Source organism: Photobacterium sp. TY1-4 (assembly GCF_025398175.1).
In the GTDB taxonomy this organism is placed as follows: domain Bacteria; phylum Pseudomonadota; class Gammaproteobacteria; order Enterobacterales; family Vibrionaceae; genus Photobacterium.
Genome location: NZ_CP099734.1, coordinates 3,300,563 through 3,327,179, shown reverse-complemented (window position 1 = coordinate 3,327,179; position 26,617 = coordinate 3,300,563). Strand labels below are relative to the sequence as shown.

Sequence of the window (26,617 nt, the reverse complement as noted above, 5' to 3'; positions counted from 1 at the left end):
GGCGGTCCGCAGGCGGACCACCGACACCGGGTTAATCCCGGATTTGATAGTGGTAACCCAACCACTCTTTGAATTTCTTCACCACATGCAGGCTGTGGCGCAGCAGATCCCGCTCGGCCCGGCTCAGCACGCTGATATCCAGGTGCTGTTGCAGCCCCCGGCTCTGCGGATCCTGATGCTGGCTCAGTTGCTGGCGCAGGCGCAGCTTGATAAACAGTTTGAGGGCCTCGCTCAGGTTGGAGGCCGTATCGGATTCCAGCACCCGGCGGTGGGTCAGTTGGTCAATCCGGATAAAGGTGTTGTTGTCGGCGATGGCGTGCTCCAGCGCTAGGGCCCGGATGCCATGGACGATGGGAAAAATCCCGCCGCGCTTGATATCCAGTCCTTCCTTGCCGGCTTTCAGTTTGCCGAACAGGGTCAGTGGCACACTGAACTTCAGGGCCGGCCGGGTGAAGGTCGCCAGCAGCAATTCCTGATCGGCCAGCCGCTGGTGGAGGTGGTCCTGCAACGGGGTCAGCAATGCCCGGTTCCCGGCCACCGCGTGGCTGTCGGCGAGAATGGCCAGGGACATCATGGTGTTTTCGGTGCCGGCCCGGGCAAAATCACTGATGGTATGTAACCACTCACTTTGGTGCTTGACCCACAGGGGGTTGTTGACCATGACTTTGCCGGGACACAGCGGGTAGCCCAGTTGGTGCAGGGTCTGGGTCAGTTGGGCCATGACCTGCGCGCACCCCGGCCAGTCGATCCCGTCCTGGATGATCAGGGCATTGTCCTGGTCGGTTTTGAGGATCTGCTCGCCGCGTCCTTCCGAGCCCATCACCATCAGGCAGCAATGGTCGTGCATCTCGGGCGGGACCACCAGCTGGAAGGCTTTCTCGATAATCTGCTCGTTGACGGTGGCAATCAGCTCCATCACGAACAGGGTGTGGATGCCGTTGTTAAACAGGGTTTCCACCAATCGGTGTTGACTACCGGCGGCCAGCGCCAGCTCATCAATGGTCTCGGCCCGGGCAATGCGCAGGGTCAGCACATGGGAGTGGGTGGAGAACAGGCTCAGCACCTGGGTGAGATCCAGCATCCCGGCCACGGCGTCGCCGTCGAGCACCTGCACCCGCTTCACTTTATGCCGGGTCATGGCCAGCATGGCATTGAACAGGAAATCCCCCTTGTTCACGCTGATCACCGGGGTTGTGGCGACCTGGCTGACCGGCGTTGAGGGCGGCAGGCCGTCCAGCAGCACGGCATGCAGCAGGTTGGTGCGGGTGACAATGCCGTATTGCGGCGTGGCATTGAGTTTGACCAGCGCGGCGTCCATGCGGTGCTCGCGCATGGCCTGGGTGACGGCGGTGAGATCGGTCTCGTGCGGCACAATCAGGCAGGGTTGGATGTTGTCATCGCTGATCTTGGTCAGGATAAATTCGGCCAGGTTTTGTTGCCGGTGCGCCTCGTCCAGCAGTTGCTGGCGCTGGGCCAGGTTGCCGTCAAAATAGGCGGCAAACTGCGGGTTGGACTGGTACAGCTCGACAAAGTGGGTGCGCGGCAGCAGGTAGCACAAGGTGTCTTCCAGCGCCTGGTAGTGGTGGCGACTGTGCAGATCGAGCTGGGCACGGACATCGAACAAGTCGTCGGCCGTGTAATGGGCGAAAATCTCCTGGCCGTCGGCTGAGCGCTCTTCCACGCTGCCTTTGATAATAATGTAGAGCTGCTGGCAGGCTTCGTCGGCTTCGATAATGGTCTCCCCGGCCCGGAAATAGGCAACATCCAGGGCATCACGCAAGCGCTGTTGCTGGCTGTCGCTGAGGCGGTCAAAAGGTGGCAACGAGGTATCGAATTTATCTGGCATAACAGGCTTCCGCACAAAGGGCGCATGGCGCACAGAAAAGGGATTGGGCATTTATGCTAGCTAGTGTTGTTCAGGACGGCAGTAAGCTCCAGACGACTTTAGTCTAGGGTCCGGGCTGGGTGAGTGGGCGCTCATCAGGCGGCGGGGCTTCCGTATCTTTGCCGGTTGTTGTGGTTGCGGTTGTGATAGCGGTCGGCGGGCTGGCGGGATAAGAAAAGGGGAAAATAAATTGTCTGATAATTTCGTTGGGGCGAGCAGAAGATCTTCGGCATAATAGCAGCTGATTATTCTTCATTCTGCATATAGGATTTGGCATGTTGCGAAGCAGCCCGTTCGGGTGGACCTCACAATACCTGATTGGTTTCTTTTTTAATTACGGCGTTTATTTGCCTTTCTGGGCCTTGTGGCTGGCCCATCTCGGGGTCAGCGCTTCCAATATCGGCTTGTTACTCGGGTTGGGGTTTGCGGTCCGTTGTCTGGCGAACCTGGTGATCACGCCGCGCATTCACCGGGCCGAGCACCTGATCCCGGCGCTGCGCTGGCTGGCACTGGCGACCTTGCTCAGCTGTATTGCGTATATTTACTGTGGTGGAAGTTTGTGGGCGCTAACTATCGTGACAATTGCCTATAACCTGCTGGTCGGTCCGATCATGCCGCTGTCTGATGCGGTCGCCAACCACTACGCCAAAGACGGCCATTTAGACTATGGTCGAACCCGGTTGTGGGGCTCGATCGCGTTTATCGCCGGCTCAACCGTGGTCGGCATGCTGGCCGCCCGATACGATGCGTCGGTGATCCCCTGGGTGGCCGTTGCCGGGATGGTTGCTGCGCTGTTGTTCTCCCTGCGCCAGCCGACGGTGCCGCTGATCTCTGAGGGCGATCAGGCGCAGGCGCGCCCGGCACTGATGCAGATGATGACCGATCACCAGGTGGTGCGATTTCTGGTGATTATTGCTCTGTTGCAGGGCAGCCACGCCGCCTATTACAGCTTCAGTACCATTTACTGGAAGGGCGCCGGCCACAGCGAAGATGTGATTGGTTACCTCTGGAGCTTCAGTGTGGTGGCGGAAGTGGCGGTGTTTGCCTTCAGTAAGTACTTATTCTCCGGCTGGAGTGTGGCCGCGATGTTCCGCCTGGCGGCGGTCGGCGTCATGCTGCGTTGGGGGATCACCGCGACCATGACAGAGCTGCCGGTGCTGGTGGCAGTTCAGGCACTGCACGGGGTGACGTTTGCCGCGTGTCACCTGGCGACGATCCGCTATATCCAGCATGCCCGGAGCAACCAGGTGGTAGCGTTGCAGGCGCTGTATAACGCTTTGCCGCTGGGGGCGTTTATGGCGCTGATGACCGCGCTCAGCGGTTGGCTGTACGGTTTGTGGGGAGCCAACGTGTTCTGGTTGATGGCGGCCATGGGGGCGCCGGTCCTGCTGATGAAAATCGACTCCCAGCCGGATCGCCAGGTGGCCGAAGCCCGCAGCTGATCCCGCGACTTCATACGACATCAAAACTTATCCTGCGCCGATACAGATCGGCGCAGTCTCTCCGCTTGTTCATCCGCCTGCCAACGCCCACCCTCTGCTTGTCACGACTTCGCTCTGCCAGCCACGACTTTCCCGCTGCCCGCAGCACCTCGCCCGCCATAGAAGTGTGATCATGCTGATTGAGTGCAACCGCATCGATCCGCTACCATGCGTTTACCTCTTATTTACAATCAGGAAGTATCATGGCACTGGGATGGATCGTTGTGCCGGTTTCGCTGGCCTACCTGGGATTGTTGTTTCTGATCGCCTGGTACGGCGATAAAAAACCGCAGTGGATGGCGGGATGGCGGCCGTGGATTTACAGCCTCTCAATTGCAGTTTACTGCACCTCTTGGACCTTTTACGGCACGGTCGGTCAGGCAAGCCAGAATATCTGGTCGTTTTTACCGATTTATCTGGCGCCGATCCTGGTGTTCACCGTGGGCTGGCGGATCCTGGCCCGGCTGGTGCTGATCGCCAAACGCGAGCATATCACCTCCATTGCCGACTTTATTGCCGCCCGTTACGGCAAGTCCCAGGGGCTGGCGGTGGTGGTCACCCTGATTGCGGTGATCGGCATCCTGCCGTATATCGCCCTGCAACTGCGCGGGATCACCATGGGGCTGGCGCAAATTGCACCGTCGCTCGGCCAGCAAAGCGGGGTTGATGACAGCGATATAGCCTGGATGGTCACTGCCGCGCTGGCGGTGTTCACCGTGCTGTTCGGCACCCGTCATATCGACAGCACCGAGCACCACCGCGGCATGATGATGGCGGTGGCGTTTGAGTCGATCGTCAAGCTGGTGGCATTTTTGATTGTCGGGGTGTTTGCACTCGGTCTGCTGGCGGATCTGCCGGTTGAGGCGCTGGCCGGGGCGCTCGATGCCCCCGCCGTAACCCCGGATTTCGGCAGCCTGCTGATCCATATGCTGCTGACCATGGCGGCGATTATCTGTCTGCCGCGCCAGTTTCACACCATTGTGGTGGAAAACAGCCGGGCACAGGATTTGCACCTGGCCCGCTGGGTGTTTCCGGGCTACCTGCTGTTGATGGGACTGTTCGTGGTGCCGCTGGCGCTGGCCGGCCAGGCCCTGCTGCCGGGGGTGGTGGCTGACACCTATGTCATTAACCTGCCGTTGTTGCAGGGCGCCGACGAGATTGCCCTGCTGGCGTTCCTCGGCGGGACGTCGGCGGCGACCGGGATGGTGATTGTCTCGACGATTGCCCTGACCATCATGGTGTCTAACGATTTGGTGCTGCCGCTGCTGCTGCGGCGGCTGCGGATCTCCGGGCGCAATTTCGCCGAATTTTCCGGCCTGCTGCTCAATGTGCGCCGGACCCTGATCCTGTTGCTGCTGACAGCCGCCTGGGGTTTCCACCAAGTGCTGGATGAGATTGAGTCGCTGTCGGCGATCGGCTTTCTTTCGTTTGCCGCCATTGCCCAGTTTGCGCCGGCGCTGCTCGGCGGGATTTACTGGCGCGAAGGCAACCGCAAAGGGGTGTACGCCGGGATGCTCGGTGGATTGGCGCTCTGGGTGATCACTATGATGAACCAGACTCAAATGCTGGCCGGCAGCGCGGAAACCAACCTGTTGCTGTGGTTGCTGACACCGCCGCAATGGCCGGTGCTGAAACAGCTGGCCCCGGTAGACTGGGGCATGCTGCTGAGCCTGCTGGTGAACCTGGCGCTGTATGTCGCGGTGTCGCTGCTGACCCGCACCTCGCTGACGGAGCGGTTGCAGGCGGCGACCTTCGTCGGTGCGCCGTTGCCGGACTCTGAGAATGCCAGCCTGTACCAGACCCGGGTGACGGTGGCCGAGCTGGAAATGCTGGCGGCGCGCTTTGTCGGCCGCAAGCGGGTGCGTTATGCCTTCTCGCAGTTCGCTGAGCAGCATCACGCCGACTTGCTGCCGCAGCAACAGGCCCCGGCCACGCTGATCCGCCATACCGAGCGGGTGCTGGCGGGGGTCTTCGGCGCCTCCTCGGCGCGGCTGGTGCTGACCTCGGCCCTGCAGGGGCGCAACATGCAGTTGGAAGAGGTGGCGACGATTGTCGATGAGGCGTCGGAGCTGTTTGATTTCAGCCGAGGACTGTTGCAGGGGGCGATTGAACATATCAGTCAGGGCATTGCGGTGGTCGACAAACAGCTGCGGCTGGTGGCCTGGAACCAGCGTTATCTGGAGCTGTTTTCGTTTCCGCCGGGGTTGATCCAGGTCGGGCGGCCGATTGCCGATGTGATCCGTCATAACGCTCAGCAGGGGCTGTGTGGCCCGGGCGATCCGGAGCGGCATGTCGCCAAGCGGGTCGAGCACCTGAAACGGGGCACGGCCCATACCTCGTCGCGGATCCGTCCCGATGGTCAGGTCATTGAAGTGCAGGGCAACCCGATGCCCGGTGGGGGCTTTGTGATGAGCTTTTCCGATATTACCGATTTCCGCCTGGCGGAAGAGGCGCTGAAGGAAGCCAACGAAAACCTCGAAGCCCGGGTGCGGCAGCGGACCCGCGAACTGGAACTGCTCAACCGCCAGCTGGTTTCAGCGACGCAGCAGGCAGAGCAGCAGGCCCGCTCCAAAAGCCGGTTTCTGGCCGCGGTCAGCCATGATTTGATGCAGCCGCTCAATGCGGCCCGGTTGTTTTCGTCCTCCCTGACCGAGGTGGCCAAGGATCCGCAGGCGGTGGCGGAGGTGGTGAAGCTGGCTCAGCATATCGAAAGTGCTTTGGGGGGCGCGGAAGATCTGATTGGCGATCTGCTGGATGTGTCGCGGCTGGAGGCGGGTAAGTTGCAGGTGAATGTGCGTGCGTTCCCGGCCAGTGAAGTGCTCGATACCCTCAGCGCCGAGTTCAGCGCCCTGGCTCGTGAGCAGGGGCTCACCTTTGAAGTGGTCAATAGCCGGGCGGTGATTGTGTCTGATCCCAAGCTGCTGCGCCGGGCCTTGCAGAACTTCCTGACCAACGCTTTTCGTTACAATCCGGGCGGCAAGGTGGTGCTCGGGATCCGGCGCTCGGCGGAGCGGCTGCAAATTCAGGTGTGGGATAATGGCCCGGGGATCCCGGAGGAGAAGCAGGCCCATATCTTTGAAGAGTTTACCCGGATTGAACGCAACGGGGTCGATCATGGTCTGGGTCTGGGATTGGCGATTGCCCGCGGGATTTGCCGGGTGCTCGACCATCCGCTGGCCATGCGATCCTGGCCGGGACAGGGCACGGTGTTTGAGCTGGGGGTTGCGCGCGGTGTGGCGGTCGAGCCGGTTGTCCCGGATCCGGTCGCGCCGGTGTCGGCACCGCTGGCCGGGCTGAAAGTGCTGTGTGTCGATAATGAGCCGGATATTTTGCTGGGGATGGATAGCCTGTTGTCGCGCTGGGGCTGTGAAGTGCGTCTGGCCGAAACGGTGTCGCAGGCGATGCAGCGGCTGGATGACGGTTGGCGGCCGGACTTTGTGTTGAGTGATTATCACCTGACCCATCAGCAAACCGGCTTGCAGGTGCTGCACCAGTGCTGTCTGCGTCTCGGAAAAACCTTCAAGGGGGTGGTGATCAGTGCCGACCGCACCGATGAAATCCAGCAGGCAATCCGGGGACACGGCTTTGGCTTTATCAGCAAACCGGTCAAGCCGCTCAAGCTGCGGGCGCTGCTGAACCAGCATCGGCGCGAAATCGCCCAGGAGCCGGGGCACACGGGTTGATGCATGAAAAAACGGAGCCGAGGCTCCGTTTTTTGAGGTTTGGGTTCGGGCTGCGCTTAGTGATCGTGCGCGGCACCTGCCCCTTTCGGATAGCGAATGGACTCCACCATATCCTGAACTTCGGTCGGGACTTCGGCGGTGAACTTGTTCACCACAATCGAGACCACGAAGTTCAGACACATCCCCAGTGTACCAATCCCTTCCGGGCTGATGCCGAACCACCAGTTTTCTGGTGTGCTGGCAGCCGGGTTGATGAACTTGAAGTACACGATGTACGAGGCCGTGAACAGGATCCCGGTCAGCATCCCGGCAATCGCACCTTCCTTGTTCATCTTCTTATAGAAGATCCCGAGGATAATGGCCGGGAAGAAGGACGCCGCTGCCAGACCGAAGGCAAAGGCGACCACCTGAGCCACGAAACCTGGTGGGTTGATCCCCAGGTAACCGGCACCGATGACGGCAGCCGCAGCACCGATCCGGGCGGCGAGCAGTTCCTGTTTGTCCGTCATATTCGGTTTAAAGCCTTTCTTGAGCAGGTCGTGAGAGACCGAGGTGGAGATCACCAGCAGCAGACCGGCAGCGGTCGACAGCGCGGCAGCCAGGCCACCGGCAGCCAGCAGGGCCACAACCCAGTTCGGCAGTTTCGCCAGCTCAGGACTTGCCAGCACGATGATATCGCGGTTGATGTTCATTTCGTTGCGCTCGTCACCGGAGTAGAACATCCGGCCGTCGCCGTTTTTATCTTCCCATTTCACCAGGCCGGTGGCTTCCCAGTTGGTCACCCAGCTTGGTGCTTCTTCAGCCAGGACGCCCTGGTTCTGCGGACCGTTGATGGTCTCGATCATGTTGACGCGGGCAAACGCGGCAACGGCAGGGGCGGTGGTGTACAGTAGCGAGATAAACAGCAGGGCCCAGCCCGCAGAGATCCGAGCATCACGCACGCGCGGTACGGTGAAGAAGCGGATGATGACGTGTGGCAGACCGGCGGTCCCGACCATCAGCGCCGCGGTAATGAAGAACACATCGACCATGCTCTTCGAGCCGTCGGTATAGGCAGTAAAGCCGAGCTCCGTGGTCAGGCCGTCCAGCTTATCCATCAGGTAGGTTTCAGTGCCGGAAATGGTTGAGCCCATGCCGATTTGCGGCAGCGGGTTCCCGGTTATCATGATGGAGGTGAAGATCGCCGGCACCAGGAAGGCGAAAATCAGCACGCAGAACTGTGCCACCTGGGTGTAGGTGATCCCTTTCATGCCGCCCAGCACCGCATAGAAGAACACGATGGCCATCCCGATGATGATCCCCAGATTGATGTCAACCTCCAGGAAGCGGGCAAAGACCACGCCCACGCCACGCATCTGGCCTGCCACATAGGTAAAGGAAACGAAGATGGCACAGAAGACGGCTACCATACGGGCAGTTTTCGAGTAGTAACGCTCGCCGATGAAGTCCGGCACGGTGAACTGACCGAATTTACGTAGGTAAGGGGCCAGGCACAGCGCCAGCAGCACATAGCCACCAGTCCAGCCCATCAGGTATACCCCGCCGTCGTAGCCGACGAAAGAGATGATCCCGGCCATGGAGATGAAGGAGGCTGCTGACATCCAGTCGGCTGCGGTCGCCATCCCGTTGGCAACCGGGTGCACGCCGCCGCCGGCGACGTAGAATTCACTGGTGGAGCCGGCGCGGGCCCAGATGGCGATGCCGATATACAGGGCAAAGGTGACGCCCACTAAGATAAACGTCCAGGTTTGGATTTCCATGAGTCACCTCTTAATCTTCTTGAACGTTAAACTTACGGTCGAGCGCATTCATACGGACGACATAAATAAAAATCAGGGCCACAAAGGTGTAGATTGAGCCCTGCTGGGAAAACCAGAACCCCAGCTTGAAGCCACCGAGGTGGATGGCATTGAGGGCATCGACAAACAACACCCCGGCGCCGTACGACACCAGGAACCAGATCGCCAGCAGGGTGCCCATGGTACTGAGATTTTCTTTCCAATAGGCTTGCGCCTGCTCCTTGGATTCAAACGCCATTGTCATCTCCTTTCACGTCATTGAAATCGCGTTAATGAAATGTTACATGCAGACAATAGCAACGATCGCGCGGGGAGGCTGTGCAACTTTAGTCGAGCCGGAAACGGCAAAACCGCCCCAAATGCGGCGGTTTTGTGAACAAGGCTAAGAATTGGGGGGAGGACGGCGGCCGTGGCTTAGCCGAAAGTATAATGCGCGGATCCCAAATGATCCGTGCTTACGGTGTGAGATCCATTTGCTGCAGCAGGATCACCGCCTGGGTGCGGTTCTTGACCCCAAGTTTGCGGAAGATCGCGGTCATATGGGCCTTGATGGTAGCTTCCGATACATTGAGCTCATAGGCGATCTGCTTGTTGAGCAAGCCGTCCGAGAGCATGCACAGCACCTTATATTGCTGCGGGGTCAGGGTGGCGATCCGCTCGGCCAGCTCATTGGTTTCTTCGTCCTCTTCTCCCAGTCCTTCAGGGAAGAAGGGCTCGCCGTCCAGCACCTGGTTCAGCGCACCGATCAACGCCCGCATATCGCTGGATTTGGGAATGAAACCGAAGGCGCCGTGACTGCGCACCTGGCGGATCACGCTGGTTTCCTCGCTGGCGGAAATTACCACAATCGGCAGGTCGGGGTAGCGGCTGCGCAGCTGGATCAGTCCGGACATGCCGTTGGCGCCGGGCATTTTCAAATCCAGCAAAATCAGGTCGACGTCGGGCTCTTTGTCGAGCAGGGCGAGTAGGGTATCGAGGGAATCTGCTTCCAGCAGGTTAGCGCCACTGATCGCCATGTGCACTGACTGAAACAGGGCATTGCGAAACAGCGGGTGATCATCGGCAATCACAATCGTGTACTGAGCGTCCATGGCAGTTGTTTCTCATTGTTTTTCATCAAGCTATCACTGCTGATAGTGTAGATCAATTTGTTAACACATAAGATCGGAGCTGGATCAGCTCCGGGCGAGACAGGATGTAATCGGCGGCAGCTCTGGTGGTGCATCGGAACGGAGGTGGGCTTTCGGGTTGGCTTGTGGTTGAACGGTCGGTCTGAGAAACACACTGCGCACCCGAGGGGTGCGCAGTCAAGGTTCGTGGATGGTTTATTTCGGGCTCACCAGCTGGTGGTTTTGCAGGTGGGTCAGGAACGGGTCGGCTTCCATAAACCCGGTTAGTCGGGCCTGGCTGAGCTTGTTGCCCCGGGCATCCCAGAAATCCAGGGTCGGCAGCCCCAGCACGTTCATCTGTTGCAGCAAGTCAAAATCAGCCGGGGTGTTGCGGGTGACATCCGCCTGCAGCAGCACAAACCGGCCAAGCTGCGGGGCCACCGCCGGATCGTGGAAGGTGTACTTTTCAAACTCTTTGCAGGCCACACACCAGTCGGCGTAAAAATCCAGCATCACCGGTTTTCCTTCGGCTTTGGCTGCGGCCAAGGCCTGGTTCAGCTCGGCCACGCTGGCGACCTGTTTGAATTCAACCGTTGGCGCGGCTTGCTCGTTGACCGGTTGGCCGAGCAGGGCGCTGAGCAGCGGTTGCGCGGCACCCAGCAGGCCGACAATCGCGACCACCGCCAGGGCACTGCTGCGCCAGGAGACGGCGAGGGTGCTCTTGATATGGTAGAGCCAGCCGAAGGCTGCTAGCCCCAGCAGTGACCACAGGTAAGGCACCACGGCGTGCGGCAGGATCCGCTCGAGCAGGAAGATCGGCACGGCGAGCAGGATGAAGCCGAAGAAGACTTTGACATGGTTCATCCACAGGCCGGCTTTCGGCAGCAGTTTATTGCCGAACATCGCCGCCAGGATCAGCGGGATCCCCATCCCGATGGCCAGTGCATACAGGGCGATGGCCCCGGTGAGTAAGTCCCCGCTCTGGGCGACATAAATCAGCGCGCCGGACAGCGGCGCCGTGGTACAGGGCGAGCAGACCAGGCCGGAGATCGCCCCCATCACGAAGACCCCGCCGCTGTGGCCGCCCTGTTGTTTGTTACTTTGCTGGCTCAGCCAGGTCTGGATACTGCTCGGTAGTTGCAGGGTGTAGGCGCCGAACATCGACAGCGCCAGCGCGACGAACAACACGCTCAGGCCGATCAGCACATAGGGGTGTTGCAGCGCGGCCTGGAACTGCATTCCGGCAGACGCGACCACCAGCCCCAGCAGGGTGTAGGTCAGTGCCATGCCCTGAATATAGGTGAAGGCCAGGCGGAAGGTGCGGCCCGGGCTGAGCTGGCCGTTGCCCAGTACAATCCCGGTCAGGATCGGGTACATCGGCAGCACGCAGGGGGTAAAGGCCAGCCCGATCCCCAGAGCGAGGAAGAGCAGCGGGGTCCACCATTGCTCGGCCAGATCGCTGGCCAGTTGATCCTGCTCGGATGCCGGCGCAATGGTTGCCGTAGAGGTTGGGATGTTAGTGCTTACTTGCGATTTAGTGCCTGTGCTGTCAGTCTGAGTGGTGACATATGGTGGTGTCGCCGCAGGACTGTCCTGGCGGGCGGTCACTGCCGAGAGTGGCACCTGACGCACTTCCGGCGGATAACAGAAGCCGGCTTCGGCACAGCCCTGGTAGCGCACGGTCAGGGTGGCGCTATCGCTGGCATCGAGCAGCGGGACGGTGACGGTCAGTGGTTCGGTGTAAATGTTGACTTCGCCGAAGAATTCGTCGTGATAAGGCTTGCCGCTTGGAATACTGAGTGTCCCGAGCCGGGCGGTGTCCGAGGTGACCGACAGCTGGTGCTGGTAGAGGTAGTAGCCGGGTTTGACCTGCCAGTCGAGGTAGACGACATCGCCCTGCTGGCTGAAGTTAAACGGGAAGGCTTCGTCAACCGTGACAAATTGGTTGGTCGAACTGCTCGACAGGCCCGGTAAGTTAAATTCTGCCCGTAGTGGTAAGCTGCTAAGGCTCAAAAGTAGCAGACTAGTGAGCGCAACCACAGCCTGAAAGCGGGAAAGTCGAAAAGGTTTATGTCTGTTCATCATGATATCTGGCTCAGCGTCCGGGGCTCCCTGGAAATTGAAAGCATGTCGATTCAGCAGAATGATGGGATCGGCACGGTGATGACAGTAACCGATCCGCGTTGCTGATCACTATACTCTCTCAGACCGAGTTGTTCAGCGTTTGGTTTCATCAGCCCATCAATTTCCCGGATATTTTGTCTGGATTTCTGAGGGGCCGTTAACATTTGCTACACTTTGCCCTTTGACTCGCAACCGTATCCCTCCCACTATAAAAGGGAGAGAAGGCACTGGAAGAAAGCCACATGGAGACATGTGCAGACGATCTGATGCCACAGACACCAACCACAAGGGGTGACTCGTGTTTCCTGTTTTATTGTTTCTGTTTATTGTTGTACCGATTATTGAGATTGCCCTGTTTGTTCAGGTGGGGGGATTTCTGGGGCTATGGCCGACCATCGCACTGGTACTGATCACCGCAATTGTCGGGGCGTCTCTGGTCCGCAGCCAGGGGATCGCCACCCTGATGTCGGTGCAGCAGCGCCTGCAGCAAGGCGAGCTGCCAGCCCAGCAGATTGTTGAAGGTGTGATGCTGGCGGTTTCCGGCGTGTTGTTGCTGACCCCGGGCTTTATGACCGATGCGCTGGGGATGCTGGTACTGTTACCGGGGCCGCGCGCCATGCTGGCCAAACAGCTGATGAGCAAAGTGAAAGTGCGGAGCATGGGCGCCGGGTTCGGCGGCGGTCAGGGCTTTCAGGGCCAGGGACCGTTTGATCGCCAGGACGATCCGTTCAATTCCCGCCCATCTGGTGGCGATGTCTTTGACGGTGAGTTCGAGCGCAAAGACAAAGAAAAATCCGATGACAATCATCGCCTGCACTAAACGCGGCGCAGATAGCAACAAGGCAACCTTCGGGTTGCCTTTTTGTTTGGTGCGCTGTGGGCCGGAGGGCGCGACCACGATGTTGGTGGGTCGTCTTTATTGACCGGGTTCGATGCCGGGCCCGGTCAGGGTCCGGCGCAGGCGCAGGGCATAAAGGTAAGCGCCGATGCCACTGAGCAGATTGGCGATGGCAATGCCGATGAACAGGCCCTCCGTGCCGCCGAGCAGGCTGCCTACCCAGGCGGCCGGGAGCAAGAAGGCAAACAGGCGCAACAGGTTCCACACCAATGCGTGGAGGGATTGATGCAGGGCATTGAGGGCGCTGATCAGCAACATACACACCGCCTGCATGCCGTAGCTGATCGGCACCACGATCAGGTAATGCCAGAGTTGCTGCTGCACCTCGGCATCCTGGCTGAACAGGGACGAGAGCGGCCAGCTCAGCGGCACCATCATGATAAACACCAGCAACTGGAACAGGATGGCAAAGCGCATCGCGGTAAACAGGGCCTGGAAAGCCCGGTCGGGTTTGGCGGCGCCGAGGTTCTGGGCCATAAACGGCATCAGGGCGGAGCCGAGGGACATCATCACAATCACCAGAATCGACTCAATTCGCATGGCTGCGCCGTAGGCTGCGACGGAAGCCGTGCCCTGTGCGGCCAGCAGCGACATCAGCAGCGCGCCCGACAGCGGATTCAGGGTATTGGACAGGGCGGCCGGGGTGCCGACCTGCATGATTTGGTGCCAGTCCTGACGCAGCCAGCGCAGTTGCGGCCAGGTGAGCAGCTGTTCACGGCGGATCAGAATATACAGCGAGCGGCTGAGCGCAAAGGCCCAGCTGATCCCGCTGGAAATTGCCGCGCCCTGCACGCCCAGTTCGGGGAATGGCCCGTAGCCGAAGATCAGTAAGGGGTCGAGGACCCCGTTGAGCACCCCGGCCAGCATCATGATCTTGGCCGGGGCTTGGGCATCGCCGGTGGCCCGGATGGCGCTGTTGCCGGCCATCGGGATCACCAGCAGCGGGATCGCCAGGTACCAGATCTGCATATAATCCTTGATGATCGGCAGCAGCTCCGGGCTGGCGCCGATCAGGGTAAACAGCGGCTCAATGCTGAGCAGGCCAAGGCCGGCGGCGAACAGCATCAACAGCATCGCCAGCAGCAGGCCGTGGGTGGCAAAGCGGGCGGCACTTTGGGTATCGCCACTACCGAGCAGGCGGCCAATCCGGGTCGAGAGCCCAACACTTACCCCCATGGTGATGCAGTTGAGGGCAAAGGTGACCGGAAATGTGAAGCTGACCGCGGCCAGCGCTTCGGTGCCGAGCAGCGAAATAAAGAAGGTATCGACCAGGTTGAACATGAGAATTGCCACCATGCCGAAGACCATCGGAATGGTTAAGCGCCGCAGCACATCGGGAATGGGCGCAGTGAGCAGCCCGTGCTTATCTGCCAGTTTTTCTGTGGCCATAGTGGTCTCGGTCATGGAATGCCCGCTTACCCTAATGCAAAGAGTGTGAGCGGGCAAAAAATCTGCGAGAAATTTTCGAAAAAAATCTTGCTGGGGACTTGGGATCCGAAAAAACGTCCCAACATGATTAGGTATCAGAAAGAGTCAGTGTCATGAGACGCTGTTCCTATATAACGTATGGATATTACCAAAAATCAGGAGAGACGACCGATGAATATTCGTCCTTTACATGACCGAGTGATCGTTGAACGCCAGGAAGTTGAATCTAAGTCAGCGGGCGGCATTGTTCTGACTGGTTCAGCAGCTGAAAAATCTACCCGCGGTACCGTGCTGGCAGTAGGTAAAGGCCGCATTCTGGAAAACGGCACAGTACAACCGCTGGACGTGCAAGTTGGCGATACTGTGATCTTTGCAGAAGGCTACGGCACCAAGTCTGAGAAGATCGATGGTAAAGAAGTCCTGATCATGTCTGAAAACGACATCATGGCAATCGTTGAATAATCCGATCACCTCAAACGAATAATGAAGAAAGGAAGATAAAGATGGCTGCTAAAGACGTAAAATTTGGTAACGACGCTCGCGTAAAAATGCTGGAAGGTGTGAACGTTCTGGCCGATGCCGTAAAAGTCACACTGGGCCCGAAAGGCCGTAACGTGGTGCTGGACAAGTCGTTCGGTGCCCCAACTATCACCAAAGATGGTGTTTCTGTTGCCCGTGAAATCGAGCTGGAAGACAAGTTCCAGAACATGGGCGCACAAATGGTGAAAGAAGTTGCTTCTCAAGCCAACGATGCAGCCGGTGACGGTACCACAACAGCCACTGTTCTGGCTCAGTCGATTGTGAATGAAGGCCTGAAAGCCGTAGCAGCCGGCATGAACCCAATGGATCTGAAGCGCGGTATCGACAAAGCAGTTGCGGCTGCGGTTGAAGAGCTGAAAGCGCTGTCTGTGCCATGTGAAGACACCAAGGCGATTGCCCAGGTGGGGACGATTTCTGCCAACTCTGATGAGACGGTTGGCAACATCATTGCTGAAGCGATGGAAAAAGTCGGCCGCGATGGTGTGATCACCGTTGAAGAAGGTCAGGCTCTGCACGATGAGCTGGACGTGGTTGAAGGCATGCAGTTCGACCGTGGCTACCTGTCACCATACTTCATCAACAACCAGGAAGCGGGTTCCGTTGATCTGGAAAACCCATTCATCCTGCTGGTTGACAAGAAAATCTCGAACATCCGTGAACTGCTGCCAGCACTGGAAGCCGTTGCAAAAGCCTCTCGTCCGCTGCTGATCATCGCTGAAGATGTCGAAGGCGAAGCGCTGGCGACCCTGGTTGTGAACAACATGCGTGGTATCGTGAAAGTTGCGGCGGTGAAGGCTCCTGGTTTTGGTGACCGCCGTAAAGCGATGCTGCAAGATATCGCAGTGCTGACTGCTGGTACCGTGATTTCTGAAGAAATCGGTCTGGAACTGGAAAAAGTTCAGCTGGAAGATCTGGGCCAAGCCAAACGCATCACCATTACCAAAGAAAACACCACTATTATTGACGGTGTGGGTGAAGAAGCGATGATTGCGGGCCGCGTGGCGCAAATTCGCCAGCAAATCGAAGATGCAACTTCAGACTACGACAAAGAAAAACTGCAGGAGCGCGTGGCGAAACTGGCAGGTGGTGTTGCGGTGATCAAAGTCGGCGCAGCGACTGAAGTTGAAATGAAAGAGAAGAAAGACCGCGTTGAAGATGCCCTGCACGCGACCCGTGCTGCGGTTGAAGAAGGCGTGGTTGCCGGTGGTGGTGTTGCCCTGATCCGTGCCGCTTCCAAAGTTGCTGGCCTTGAAGGCGCGAACGAAGAGCAGAACGTGGGTATCCGTGTTGCACTGCGTGCGATGGAAGCACCAATCCGTCAAATCACCAAGAACGCCGGTGACGAAGAGTCTGTTGTTGCCAACAACGTGCGCGCTGGCGAGGGGAACTACGGTTACAACGCTGCAACCGGTGAGTACGGCGACATGATCGAAATGGGTATCCTGGACCCAACGAAAGTGACGCGTTCTGCGCTGCAGTTCGCCGCTTCTGTTGCCGGCCTGATGATCACCACTGAAGCGATGATTACCGATGCGCCGCAGGATTCTGCTGGTTCGGCGATGCCTGATATGGGTGGCATGGGCGGTATGGGTGGCATGGGCGGCATGATGTAATCCGCTGATAGTCCACACTATCTCTTTGAAAACGGAGGCTGATGCCTCCGTTTTTTTATGTCTGACGTTTGATGTTTGTAGGTTTTTGCCAGAGGCCAAGGGCGTGGTTCGGGGGAATACCGGGTCCTCCGGGCTGATTGGTAAAAAAAGCCTGAAAAGCTGCACGCAACAAAATTACCATTAAAAACAAATATTTATGTTGTTGTCATGCAATGAATTTCTCGGTGTTAATTCCAGGTCACCTTTTTGCTGTAACTGGTTTTAATTGGTGTACAGAGTGTCATCCAGCGATCAGCTCTTACTGCGGGCGGGCTGGCATCTTCAGCAGATCAAGCTGCAGGGGGGCTATACCGGGCCGATTGAGGTTCATTAGAGAAAAGCCTAAAAAACTGTACATGAAAAAAGTATTTTAAAAACAGTTGCTTATGTCTCATGTTAAGCGCGTTTTTTTAATCCTGCTCTTTGTGCATCTTTTTGCTGTCTTGTTCTGGTTTTGCTGTACGTGGATGCGGGTGAAGATGAGGATGAGCAAGGAAAGGTGCGATCTGTGGTTAAGCAGCTTGCCTGGGAAAATGCCGGAAAAGCTGTACGTCAAATAAATTCAATAAAAACAGTAGCTTGACCGTGATTTGGGGCTGGTTTTTTCTGACGATAAAAGTGTGCACCTTTTCGATGTACGAAATTCGATTTGGTGCACGTATGGTTCTGGTTTATTGCCGGGGAGATTCATCGGCTTCCGTAGCCGGAGGTGCTTCTGCCGAATCTGCGGCTTGCGGTTGTGCGACTTTCTTGCGGCGATGGCGATCAGCCCAGTGAGCATGGACCCCTTTGCGTAAAAAGCGCAGGCTGTTTTCCAGCTTGTCGACGCCGAGCAACAGGCCAATCACCAGGCCGGTCATGATCACGGCAGTTTGTCCGTGGTCCAGACCGATGGTGATCCCAAGTGCGGCGAGCATCCAGACCACGGCCGCTGAGGTCACGCCGTGAATTTGCCCGTCCCGGTTCATCATCACGCCGGCGCCGAGAAAGCCGATGCCGGTGATCACCTGGGCGACCACTCGTGCCAGATCGGCATTGCTGGTCGACAGGGTCCGCCCCAGCATGATGAAGCAGTAGGTGCCGACAATAATCAGGGTTGAAGTACGGATCCCGACCGGTTTGCCGCGCAGTTGGCGTTCCAGGCCAATCAGGGCACCGCACACACCGCACTGCAACAGTGCCGGCCAGCTAAATGGGGTGATGTCAGGTAACATCCCCGTGTCCTCCAAAATGTTAGGGTTCTCAAAGGCGGCACGGCAACGCATTTGCTATGCGTTGCCGTCTGTGTTTTGTCGCATCATCCCGTTGGGATAGCGTCCGGCTTACTGGTGCGCCAGCTGACGACGGTTTTTCTTCACCGCATTTTTTTCGATATGTTCGATAATCATCCCGGCGATATCTTTGCCTGTGGCCGTTTCAATCCCTTCGAGTCCCGGAGATGAGTTGACCTCCATCACCAGCGGACCGCGCTCGGAGCGCAGCAAATCAACCCCTGCCACACTCAGCCCCATGGCTTTGGCGGCGGCGACGGCGGTTTTGCGCTCTGCCGGGGTGATCCGGATCAGTGACGCGCTGCCGCCGCGGTGCAGGTTAGAGCGAAATTCACCTTCTGCTGCCTGGCGCTTCATCGAGGCAATCACTTTGTCGCCAATCACCAGGCAGCGAATATCGGCACCACCGGCTTCCTTGATGTATTCCTGCACCATAATGTTGGCTTTCAGGCCCATAAAGGCTTCGATCACGCTCTCGGCCGCTTTATGGGTTTCGGCCAGCACGACACCGATGCCCTGGGTGCCTTCTAGCAGCTTGATCACCAGCGGCGCGCCACCGACCATTTTGATCAAGTCCGGAATATCGTCCGGTTTGCTGGCAAAGCCGGTAATGGGCATGCCGACGCCTTTGCGACTGAGTAGTTGCAGTGAGCGCAGTTTGTCCCGGGAGCGGCTGATCGCAATGGACTGGTTTACCGAGAAAACCCCCATCATTTCAAACTGGCGCAGGACAGAGCACCCATAGAAGGTGATATCAGCCCCGATGCGGGGAATGATGGCATCAAAGCCTGTCAAATCATTGCCCTCAAAATGGATCGAGGGTTGGACCGAGTTGATGTTCATATAGCAACGCAACGCATTGATGATCACGGCTTCATGGCCGCGTGCTTCAATCGCTTCACGTAAGCGTCGGGTGGAATACAGGTTCTCGTTTTGGGAAAGGATGCCAATTTTCATTGCGATACTCATAACAGTCTGGAAAGCCTGCGGGCGGCGAAGTTTGGCTATCTTCATTGTCCGCAGTATGGAGCGCGACTATGCGCTCCCACGGGGTAAAAATCGAGTGGATCGACGATGATATTTTTTGATGCTGATGAGAGAAAAAGTTGATGGATAAGGCGAGATAACATGACGATCTGATGAGTATTTGGCCTGCGATAGGTCTTTTAGTTTGTCCGGAAAAAACCAAAAAAAGCTGCACATGTTTTTACTTGTTTTATTTCAGTGTCTTACGTGTGGTTTTTAAGGGTGGGTACCCGTGGTTTGTTTTGTTCATCAAATTGGTGCTGATTACTCTTATAGCTGTACGTTCTGGCCTGCGGTGCCAGTTGAAGTGGCAGTTGTTGTTGCACTTGCTGTTACCGCGCAGTTGCAGCTGTCGCGGCATTAACATGACATCGCGACCATCAAAACGCTGAACTGTGTTGACAGGAAAAATCGCTCAAAAAGCTGAACACTAAAAAATATAAATAAAAACAGGTGCTTACTTCGTTATTTTTAAGTGATTATATCAGCTTGAATTTTGATCTGGGAAAAGGTGATTTTATTTGGGAAAGCTGTACATTGATACCCGGACGGGCGAGGGTTTGATGCGGAGCATGAGGTGAGCTGACGTCAGCTCGCCTCATGGTGGTCGGCAGAAGCAGGGCGTGCTTCTCCATGTTATTTAGAATCGAAAGAGTTGCACTACATCGCGCAGGCTACCGGAGCGGCGCTTCAGCTCTTCTACGCCTTGCTTGGCTTCTTCGGTCGAAGTGCGGTTGTCATCTGCGCTGCTGCTGAGATCAGCCACGTTGGCGGACAGGTGCTCCGCAGCACAAGCCTGCTCACGCACGGATTCTGTAATTTCATCCATACCGTGGGTAATTTGGGTGATTTCACTGCGGAATCCCCCTAACGTTGCGTTGGCTTGCGCAGCATGCTGCACACAGTTGTCCACCTGAACCACGGCAGATTGCATGGTTTCGGTTGCCCCTGACGTGTCATGCTGAATCGCATTGATCATCGTGCTGATCTAGATGGTGGCTTTTGCCGTCCGTTCAGACAGTTGGCGCACTTCATCGGCCACCACGGCAAACCCTCGACCCTGTGCACCCGCCCGGGCGGCTTCGATAGCGGCATTGAGCGCCAGCAGGTTGGTTTGATCGGCAATGCCTTTGATCACTTCCAGAATTGAGTTGATTTCGACGGCGCGGCCATCAAGCTGGCGCAGTTTATCGGCCAGTTCATTGGTTTCTCGCTGAACGCGCTGCATTCCGACCACAGCTTCGTTAATGGCAGCTACCGTGGTATCGGTATGCAGTTCAAAGTTCAGCATTTGCTGGTTGGCCTGCTCCACGACCGTGGAAATACTTTGCGAGCTGGTTGCCAGCTCTTCAATCGCGGTTGCGCTGTTTCCGACATTGTCGGCCTGGGCAATCGAACGCTGGGTAATGGCGCTGACCAACGGATCCAACTGGGCGGTAATGGCCGCGACGCTGTCAGTCGACTGGTTGACTTCCAGCATCCGCTCGCGCAGGGCTGCCATGAAGGTGTTGAATGCTTCCGACATTTTGCTGACTTCATCGCGTGTGGTCACGCTCACGCGGCGGGTCAGATCCCAGTTGCCGTTGGCAATATCGATCAATACGGCATACAGGGCGTTGATTGGGGAAACAATCGGGACCGCGATGAACCGGGCGGCGACCAAGGCCGCGATCAACACCACCAGGGCGACCACTGCGGTTTGCTTCAGCGCGTTGTCGAGCATCTGATCGACGTCACTCAGCGAAATATCGATCCCAATGACATAGAGCTCACCCTGCTGATTATAAAACGGCAGGAAAATCGACCGGTAGCGACCGTACTCTCCCTGGTAGTCCTCAAACTGGATTTGGCGGGTGTCAAATGCGGCATGGAGCATTTTCGGGACCACTTTATACTCTTCCATGTACCAGTTTTGGTAGTGACCGTTTTGCAACTCTTCCTGAGTTTGGTTGATGTAGGTGTAGTACACGCGGTGGCCCCGCTTGACGGTGGCGTAGGCCCAGTCCAGCCCTGAAGCTTGGATAAAATCGGCTAACCGGCGTGAAACAGCATCATAGTTTGCGGGGGAAGTGTTCCCCAACTGATCGTGGGCCTGCTGTCCGACAATGTGATCGGTCGCGTTGGCTGCCGTGAGCAACTGCTCATTGAGGCGCTGTAGCGTTGATTCTTTCAGGGAATCGTAGGACAGGAAGGAAAGCAGCAGGATGATGGTGAGAGAAAGGCCGGCAAAGCAGGCAGACAGTTTATTTGTTAGGTTCATATATGAATGACTTAATGTTGCGCTAACTAATGCAAAACGTGATATCCGTTCCATTTTGCGTGCATTGTATCTGTTATTAGCGGCTTACGAGCCAAATTATTAAATCATTCGTCTGAAAAATTGAGTTTTTAAGCGTAATGAGCTGAAAAAAAGGCAGGATTTCTGCCTTTTTCAGCAATCCAGTCGGGATTTATTCAAGGTGCAAATCCAGCGGGGTCTTGCTGCGCCGTCCACCGATTTCCCGGGTCAGTTTCGGCACCAGGTAACCGGAAACCTGCTCCAGCAGTCCTGCCATCAACTGACGGGCCCGGGTATCCTCGACCATAAAATGCGCCGCGCCCTGTACTTTGTCCAGCACATGCAAATAGTAAGGCAAAATGCCGGCATCAAACAGAGCTTCGCTGAGCTGAACCAGCGCACCGACCGAATCATTGATCCCTTTGAGCAGCACGCTCTGATTGAGTAGGGTGACCCGGGCTTGTTTCAGCTTCGCCATCGCCTGACGCAGCTCATCATTGAGCTCATTGGCGTGGTTGATATGGGTGACCAGAATGGTTTGCAGGCGACTGTGTTGCAGCAGCTCACACAGCTCATCGGTGATCCGGGACGGTAGCACCACCGGCAGCCGGGTGTGGATCCGCAGGCGCTTGATATGCGGGATCTGGCTGATGTGCTCAACCAGCCAGCGCAGTTCACTGTCTTTGGCCATCAGGGGATCGCCGCCGGAGAGGATCACTTCGTTGATCTCTGGTTGTGTGGCGACATAATCCAGGGCGACTTGCCAGTTGCGCTTGCCGCCCTGGTTGTCCTGGTACGGGAAATGGCGGCGGAAACAGTAGCGGCAATTAACCGCACAGCCCCCTTTGGTGATCAGCAGGACCCGGTTCTTGTATTTATGCAACAGCCCGGGAATCGCATTGTCCTGCTCTTCGAGCGGATCATGGGAGTAGCCGTCATGGACCTCGAACTCTTCTTCCAGGGGCAACACCTGGCGCAGTAAGGGATCATACGGGTTGCCAATTTCCATTCTTTCGACAAAGCTCAAAGGGACACGCAGTGCAAACAACTTCCGGGCCGCCAGCCCTTTCTCCCACGGGGCCGGATCAATTTTCAGGGTGGTTAACAACTGAAAGGGATCAGATATCGCATTCGCCAGATCATTGAGCCAGTTTTGCTCAACAGTTGCGGCGTTTCGGGTTATGATATGCGGCATTAATTACAACTCGAAGATGTTAAGAGGATAGAAATGGCGTCTTTCAGCACCAATGAATTCCGCGGCGGAATGAAAATTATGCTAGATAATGAACCATGTGTCATTATCGAAAATGAATTTGTGAAGCCAGGTAAAGGCCAGGCTTTCAACCGCGTTAAAATCCGCAAGCTGCTTTCTGGCAAGGTTCTTGAGAAGACTTTTAAATCTGGCGATTCTGTTGAAGCGGCTGATGTCGTTGATAACGAGCTGGATTACCTGTACACCGACGGTGAGTTCTTCCACTTCATGAATAACGAGACGTTCGAGCAAATCGCTGCGGATACCAAAGCGGTCGGTGACAACGCGAAGTGGCTGGTTGAGAACAACACCTGTACGCTGACGCTGTGGAACGGTAACCCAATCGCCGTGACTCCACCAAACTTTGTTGAGCTGGAAGTGGTTGAAACCGATCCAGGTCTGAAAGGGGATACGCAGGGTACTGGCGGTAAGCCGGCGACGCTGACCACCGGTGCAGTGGTTCGTGTACCACTGTTCATCCAGATCGGTGAAGTGATCAAGGTCGATACGCGCTCTGCTGAATACGTCAGCCGCGTAAAATAAGCTACCCGATAGCTTCAAAAAAGGTCGCTGCGGCGGCCTTTTTTTATGCCTGTTGTTTGGCTTTTTTCGAGCGATGTTTCAGCGATGGATAATCGCGGGCGGCAAAATGACCACTAATCTGGATGTGATCACCGGTTTGGGGGCCTTGGGGATGCTGGAGAAAAGCGATCAGCTGACATCAGACAAGCAAACGAAATAGTCGGATGTGCGCAGTTGTCAGGGGCTTCTCTTTTTGATATCGAGCCAGATGAAATGAAAAAAGCACCGCCCGGCGGTGCTTTTTGATGGGATCAGTGTGGCATTAGATCATGAACACGAAAATCACCGCCAGGGCCGAGATCAGAAACGCCGAGGCGTAGCAAGCCACTTTGCCGGCCACGCCGGTGTGGAATTTCAGATCGTGCATGCCGTGGTGTACGCGGTGCATAGCGTGCCACATCGGCAGCGCCAGCGTCGCGATGGTGAACAGGGCGCCGATAATACTGGTGACAAAGCCGGAGACGCGCTCGTAGCTCATGGCTTCGGTATCGATGATGCCCAACGGCACCATGATCCCCAGTACCAGCACGGTGACCGGGGTCAGCATGGCAAACCAGGTGCCGCCGGCACCAAACAAGCCCCACCAGACCGGCTCGTCAGAACGTTTCGGGTTGAGATTAATCACAGGGCTCTCCTTACACCAGGATCAGAACAAACAGGGTGATGGCTGCGACCGCGGCCCACTGCCCCAGGACGATAATTTTCTTATCCAGCACTTTGCCTTTGATGCGGATCGGCATCACCTGCGGCATCATGCTGAAGAACGTCTGGGCATGGAACAGGCTGCCGGCCAGCGCCAACAGGTTCAGGACAATCACAACCGGGTTGGCCATAAAGCTCAGCCAGCCTTGCCAGGCTTCCGGACCTTTCACCAGGCAGCCCAAACCGAAGGTCAGGCACAGGGTGAAGAAGATCAGCGGTAGCACGGTGGCTTCACGCAGCATGTAGAAACGGTAGAAAGGATGGTCTTTCCACCAGGTGCGCTTCATTTCGCGAACATAGGGTTTACGGTTGCTCATCCTTAGGCCTCCTGAGGTTTCAGCATGGCAATGACGAAATCTTTGGACGATTCCACTTTGCCTTGGTTGACCGCTGCTGCCGGATCCACGCTCTTCGGACATACTTCAGAGCAGTAGCCGACAAAGGTGCAGCCCCAGGCGCCGTTTTCGCCGTTGATCAGCTTCATCCGCTCGTCAGCACCGTGATCCCGGCTGTCGAGGTTGTAGCGATGCGCCAGCGTCAGCGCGGCCGGACCAATGAATTCCGGGTTGAGGCCGAACTGCGGGCAGGCCGCGTAGCACAGGCCGCAGTTGATACAACCGGAAAACTGCTTGTAACGCGCCAGCTGCTCCGGGGTCTGGTTGTTCGGACCGTCTTCCGGGGTGCGATCATTGCCGATGATGTAAGGCTTGATGGCCTCCAGACGCTCGATGAACGGCGTCATGTCGACAATCAAATCTTTTTCGATAGCGAAGTTGGCCAACGGCTCGATTTTCAGTCCGTTCGGGTAGTCCCGCAGGAAGGTTTTACAGGCCAGTTTCGGCACTTGGTTGACCATGATCCCGCACGAGCCGCAGATCGCCATCCGGCAAGACCAGCGGTAGGCCAGATCCTTGTCCAGGTGATCCTTGATATAGCCCAGGGCATCGAGCACCGACATGGTTTCGTTGAACGGCACTTCGAACCGCTGCAAGTAGGGCTCTGCGTCTGTTTCCGGGTCATAACGCAGAATTTCAATGTTCTGAATACGATTGGCTGACATTAGGCCTGCTCCTTCTTCTGCTCTGCGGCTTCTTTGGCGGCGGCCTCTTCGGCGGCGGCACCATACAGTCGGGCTTTCGGCTGAGATTTGGTAATGGTGACTTCACTGTACTCAATCTTCGGTGCCTGATCGCCGTTGTAGAAGGCCAGCGTATGCTTCAGGAAGTGCTCGTCATCCCGCTCGGTACAGCCTTCATCCAGACGTTGGTGGGCACCGCGGGACTCGCGGCGAAGCAGGGCAGAGTGCGCCATGGCTTCGGCCACTTCCAGGCTGTAGCCGATCTCAATGGCGTACAGCAGATCGGTATTGAAGACCTTGCCTTTGTCCTTGATGCTGATGCGCTTGTAGCGTTCGCGCAGCTCGGCCAGTTTGTCGATGGTGGCCTGCATCAGATCTTCCTGGCGGTAGATCCCGCAGCCCGCTTCCATGGACTGACCCATTTCGGTGCGGATATCAGCCCAGTTTTCATCGCCTTTCTGATTCATCAGGGTGTCGATGCGTGCCTGAACCTCACGGATTTGGGCGTTGATAGTAGCGTCGTTCCAGCCTTTGAATTCGGCCGCACGCGCGACAGCCCCTTCACCGGCCACCCGGCCGAAGACGACCAGCTCTGCCAGGGAGTTCGAACCGAGGCGGTTGGCACCATGCAGGCCAACTGAGGAACATTCGCCGACCGCGAACAGGCCCTTGATCCGGGTTTCGTTGCGGCTGTTGGTTTCAATCCCGCCCATGGTGTAGTGCACGGTCGGACGGATCGGGATCGGCTCTTTGACCGGGTCGACATTGACGTAGGCCTTGGCCAGCTCGCAGATAAACGGCAGGCGCTCGCGCAGGTACTCTTCGCCCAGGTGGCGCAGATCCAGGTGGACTACATCGCCCAGCGGGTGCTCGATGGTGTTGCCTTTTTGCTGTTCATGCCAGAACGCCTGGGAGACTTTGTCCCGTGGCCCCAGTTCCATGTATTTGTTTTTCGGCTGGCCAATCGGCGTTTCCGGGCCCATGCCGTAGTCTTGCAGGTAACGGTAGCCGTTTTTATTGACGATAATACCGCCTTCGCCGCGACACCCTTCGGTCATCAGGATCCCGGTGCCGGGCAGGCCGGTCGGGTGGTACTGCACGAATTCCATATCGCGCAGAGGAACGCCGTGGCGATACGCCATGGCCATGCCGTCGCCGGTGACAATCCCGCCGTTGGTGTTGCAGTGGTAAACCCGGCCGGCACCGCCGGTAGCCAGGATCACCGACTTGGCTTTAATGCAGATCAGCTCACCTTCGGACATGTGGATCGCAATCAGGCCCTGGGCCTGGCCGTCATCCACCAGCAGATCGACGACAAAGTACTCATCAAAGCGCTGGATCTGTTTGTATTTGATGGAGGTCTGGAACAGGGTGTGCAGCATGTGGAAGCCGGTTTTATCGGCGGCAAACCAGGTTCGCTCGACCTTCATTCCGCCGAAACGGCGGACGTTGACTTCGCCGTTCTCTTTACGACTCCACGGGCAGCCCCATTGCTCGAGCTGGGTCATTTCGCGGGTGGCATTCTCGACGAAATACTCGACCACGTCCTGCTCGCACAGCCAGTCACCGCCGCCGACGGTGTCATTGAAGTGGTTGTCCAGGCTGTCCTCATCTTTGATGACGGCGGCAGAGCCCCCTTCCGCGGCCACGGTGTGGGAGCGCATTGGGTAGACCTTAGAGATCAGAGCAATATTCAGCTCTGGGTTGGCTTCTGCTGCTGCGATGGCCGCGCGTAGGCCGGCACCACCAGCACCGATTACAGCGATATCTGTGGTAATAGTCTTCACAGCTATCCTCCGAAGGTAAGACGAAAATTGAAAAAGGCCGCC

At 57.1% G+C, this 26,617-nt stretch carries 21 protein-coding genes; 6 read left to right on the top strand and 15 right to left on the bottom strand.

What is annotated here, in order from left to right; translation table 11 throughout:
* Positions 1–31: 31 nt before the first annotated feature.
* Positions 32–1,846, bottom strand: a complete 1,815-nt coding sequence (locus NH461_RS15355) for a DUF294 nucleotidyltransferase-like domain-containing protein (RefSeq protein ID WP_261601157.1) — start codon at positions 1,844–1,846, stop codon at positions 32–34.
* 314 nt (positions 1,847–2,160) lie between these two features.
* Here NH461_RS15355 and NH461_RS15350 point away from each other — a divergent pair, with 314 nt between their 5' ends.
* Positions 2,161–3,327 carry a 3-phenylpropionate MFS transporter gene (locus NH461_RS15350; RefSeq protein ID WP_261601156.1) on the top strand — a complete coding sequence of 389 codons (1,167 nt, stop codon included), beginning with the start codon at positions 2,161–2,163 and terminating at the stop codon, positions 3,325–3,327.
* A 242-nt stretch (positions 3,328–3,569) separates the two neighbouring features.
* Entirely contained in the window at positions 3,570–7,049 is a 3,480-nt protein-coding gene (locus NH461_RS15345; RefSeq protein ID WP_261601155.1) for a PAS domain-containing hybrid sensor histidine kinase/response regulator, read from the top strand.
* Positions 7,050–7,105: 56 nt separating this feature from the next.
* Here the strand turns inward: NH461_RS15345 and NH461_RS15340 are convergent, their stop codons facing one another.
* The 4 genes from NH461_RS15340 to NH461_RS15325 all read right to left on the bottom strand — a co-directional run bounded on the left by NH461_RS15340 (position 7,106) and on the right by NH461_RS15325 (position 12,042).
* Entirely contained in the window at positions 7,106–8,809 is a 1,704-nt protein-coding gene (locus NH461_RS15340) for a sodium:solute symporter family protein (protein ID WP_261601154.1), read from the bottom strand.
* 10 nt (positions 8,810–8,819) lie between these two features.
* Entirely contained in the window at positions 8,820–9,086 is a 267-nt protein-coding gene (locus tag NH461_RS15335; RefSeq protein ID WP_261601153.1) for a DUF4212 domain-containing protein, read from the bottom strand.
* 217 nt (positions 9,087–9,303) lie between these two features.
* Positions 9,304–9,939: a response regulator transcription factor gene (locus tag NH461_RS15330; protein WP_261601152.1), complete on the bottom strand. Its 636-nt coding sequence runs from the start codon at positions 9,937–9,939 to the stop codon at positions 9,304–9,306.
* A gap of 234 nt (positions 9,940–10,173) precedes the next feature.
* Positions 10,174–12,042 carry a protein-disulfide reductase DsbD gene (locus tag NH461_RS15325; protein ID WP_261601151.1) on the bottom strand — a complete coding sequence of 623 codons (1,869 nt, stop codon included), beginning with the start codon at positions 12,040–12,042 and terminating at the stop codon, positions 10,174–10,176.
* 337 nt (positions 12,043–12,379) lie between these two features.
* On the opposite strand from NH461_RS15325, the gene NH461_RS15320 reads away from it, so the two are divergent.
* Positions 12,380–12,901, top strand: a complete 522-nt coding sequence (locus NH461_RS15320) for an FxsA family protein (RefSeq protein WP_261601150.1) — start codon at positions 12,380–12,382, stop codon at positions 12,899–12,901.
* 96 nt (positions 12,902–12,997) lie between these two features.
* Here NH461_RS15320 and NH461_RS15315 read toward each other — a convergent pair whose 3' ends face one another.
* Entirely contained in the window at positions 12,998–14,383 is a 1,386-nt protein-coding gene (locus NH461_RS15315) for an MATE family efflux transporter (RefSeq protein WP_261601149.1), read from the bottom strand.
* 195 nt (positions 14,384–14,578) lie between these two features.
* On the opposite strand from NH461_RS15315, the gene NH461_RS15310 reads away from it, so the two are divergent.
* Together NH461_RS15310 and groL are read left to right on the top strand one after the other, a co-directional pair.
* Positions 14,579–14,869, top strand: coding sequence for a co-chaperone GroES (locus tag NH461_RS15310; RefSeq protein WP_255388782.1), 291 nt, complete (start codon positions 14,579–14,581; stop codon positions 14,867–14,869).
* 41 nt (positions 14,870–14,910) lie between these two features.
* Positions 14,911–16,560 (top strand): chaperonin GroEL, encoded by a 1,650-nt coding sequence (gene groL, locus NH461_RS15305; protein ID WP_261601148.1) that lies wholly within the window; start codon positions 14,911–14,913, stop codon positions 16,558–16,560.
* 710 nt (positions 16,561–17,270) lie between these two features.
* On the opposite strand, the gene NH461_RS15300 is transcribed toward groL, so the two are convergent.
* The 5 genes from NH461_RS15300 to epmB all read right to left on the bottom strand — a co-directional run bounded on the left by NH461_RS15300 (position 17,271) and on the right by epmB (position 22,369).
* The gene (locus NH461_RS15300) at positions 17,271–17,813 is read right to left on the bottom strand and encodes an MgtC/SapB family protein (RefSeq protein ID WP_261601147.1); all 543 of its coding nucleotides are present in this window, start codon (positions 17,811–17,813) and stop codon (positions 17,271–17,273) included.
* A 108-nt stretch (positions 17,814–17,921) separates the two neighbouring features.
* On the bottom strand, positions 17,922–18,827 hold the full coding sequence (gene rimK, locus NH461_RS15295) for a 30S ribosomal protein S6--L-glutamate ligase (protein ID WP_261601146.1): 906 nt from the start codon (positions 18,825–18,827) through the stop codon (positions 17,922–17,924).
* Between the two features lie 709 nt (positions 18,828–19,536).
* Positions 19,537–19,875 (bottom strand): methyl-accepting chemotaxis protein, encoded by a 339-nt coding sequence (locus NH461_RS15290; RefSeq protein ID WP_261601145.1) that lies wholly within the window; start codon positions 19,873–19,875, stop codon positions 19,537–19,539.
* A 9-nt stretch (positions 19,876–19,884) separates the two neighbouring features.
* Positions 19,885–21,156 carry a methyl-accepting chemotaxis protein gene (locus NH461_RS15285; RefSeq protein ID WP_261601144.1) on the bottom strand — a complete coding sequence of 424 codons (1,272 nt, stop codon included), beginning with the start codon at positions 21,154–21,156 and terminating at the stop codon, positions 19,885–19,887.
* A 190-nt stretch (positions 21,157–21,346) separates the two neighbouring features.
* Entirely contained in the window at positions 21,347–22,369 is a 1,023-nt protein-coding gene (epmB, locus tag NH461_RS15280) for an EF-P beta-lysylation protein EpmB (protein ID WP_261601143.1), read from the bottom strand.
* Positions 22,370–22,402: 33 nt separating this feature from the next.
* On the opposite strand from epmB, the gene efp reads away from it, so the two are divergent.
* Complete coding sequence (gene efp, locus NH461_RS15275) at positions 22,403–22,969, top strand: elongation factor P (protein WP_261601142.1); 567 nt, start codon at positions 22,403–22,405, stop codon at positions 22,967–22,969.
* A gap of 301 nt (positions 22,970–23,270) precedes the next feature.
* Here the strand turns inward: efp and frdD are convergent, their stop codons facing one another.
* The 4 genes from frdD to frdA are packed head-to-tail and all read right to left on the bottom strand — an operon-like array spanning position 23,271 to position 26,575.
* Entirely contained in the window at positions 23,271–23,633 is a 363-nt protein-coding gene (frdD, locus tag NH461_RS15270; RefSeq protein ID WP_261601141.1) for a fumarate reductase subunit FrdD, read from the bottom strand.
* 10 nt (positions 23,634–23,643) lie between these two features.
* Positions 23,644–24,027, bottom strand: coding sequence for a fumarate reductase subunit FrdC (gene frdC / locus NH461_RS15265; protein ID WP_261601140.1), 384 nt, complete (start codon positions 24,025–24,027; stop codon positions 23,644–23,646).
* Between the two features lie 2 nt (positions 24,028–24,029).
* The gene (locus tag NH461_RS15260; protein WP_261601139.1) at positions 24,030–24,770 is read right to left on the bottom strand and encodes a succinate dehydrogenase/fumarate reductase iron-sulfur subunit; all 741 of its coding nucleotides are present in this window, start codon (positions 24,768–24,770) and stop codon (positions 24,030–24,032) included.
* Positions 24,770–26,575 carry a fumarate reductase (quinol) flavoprotein subunit gene (gene frdA / locus NH461_RS15255; RefSeq protein WP_261601138.1) on the bottom strand — a complete coding sequence of 602 codons (1,806 nt, stop codon included), beginning with the start codon at positions 26,573–26,575 and terminating at the stop codon, positions 24,770–24,772. The genes NH461_RS15260 and frdA overlap by 1 nt, the downstream gene beginning before the upstream one ends.
* Between the last annotated feature and the right edge of the window lie 42 nt (positions 26,576–26,617).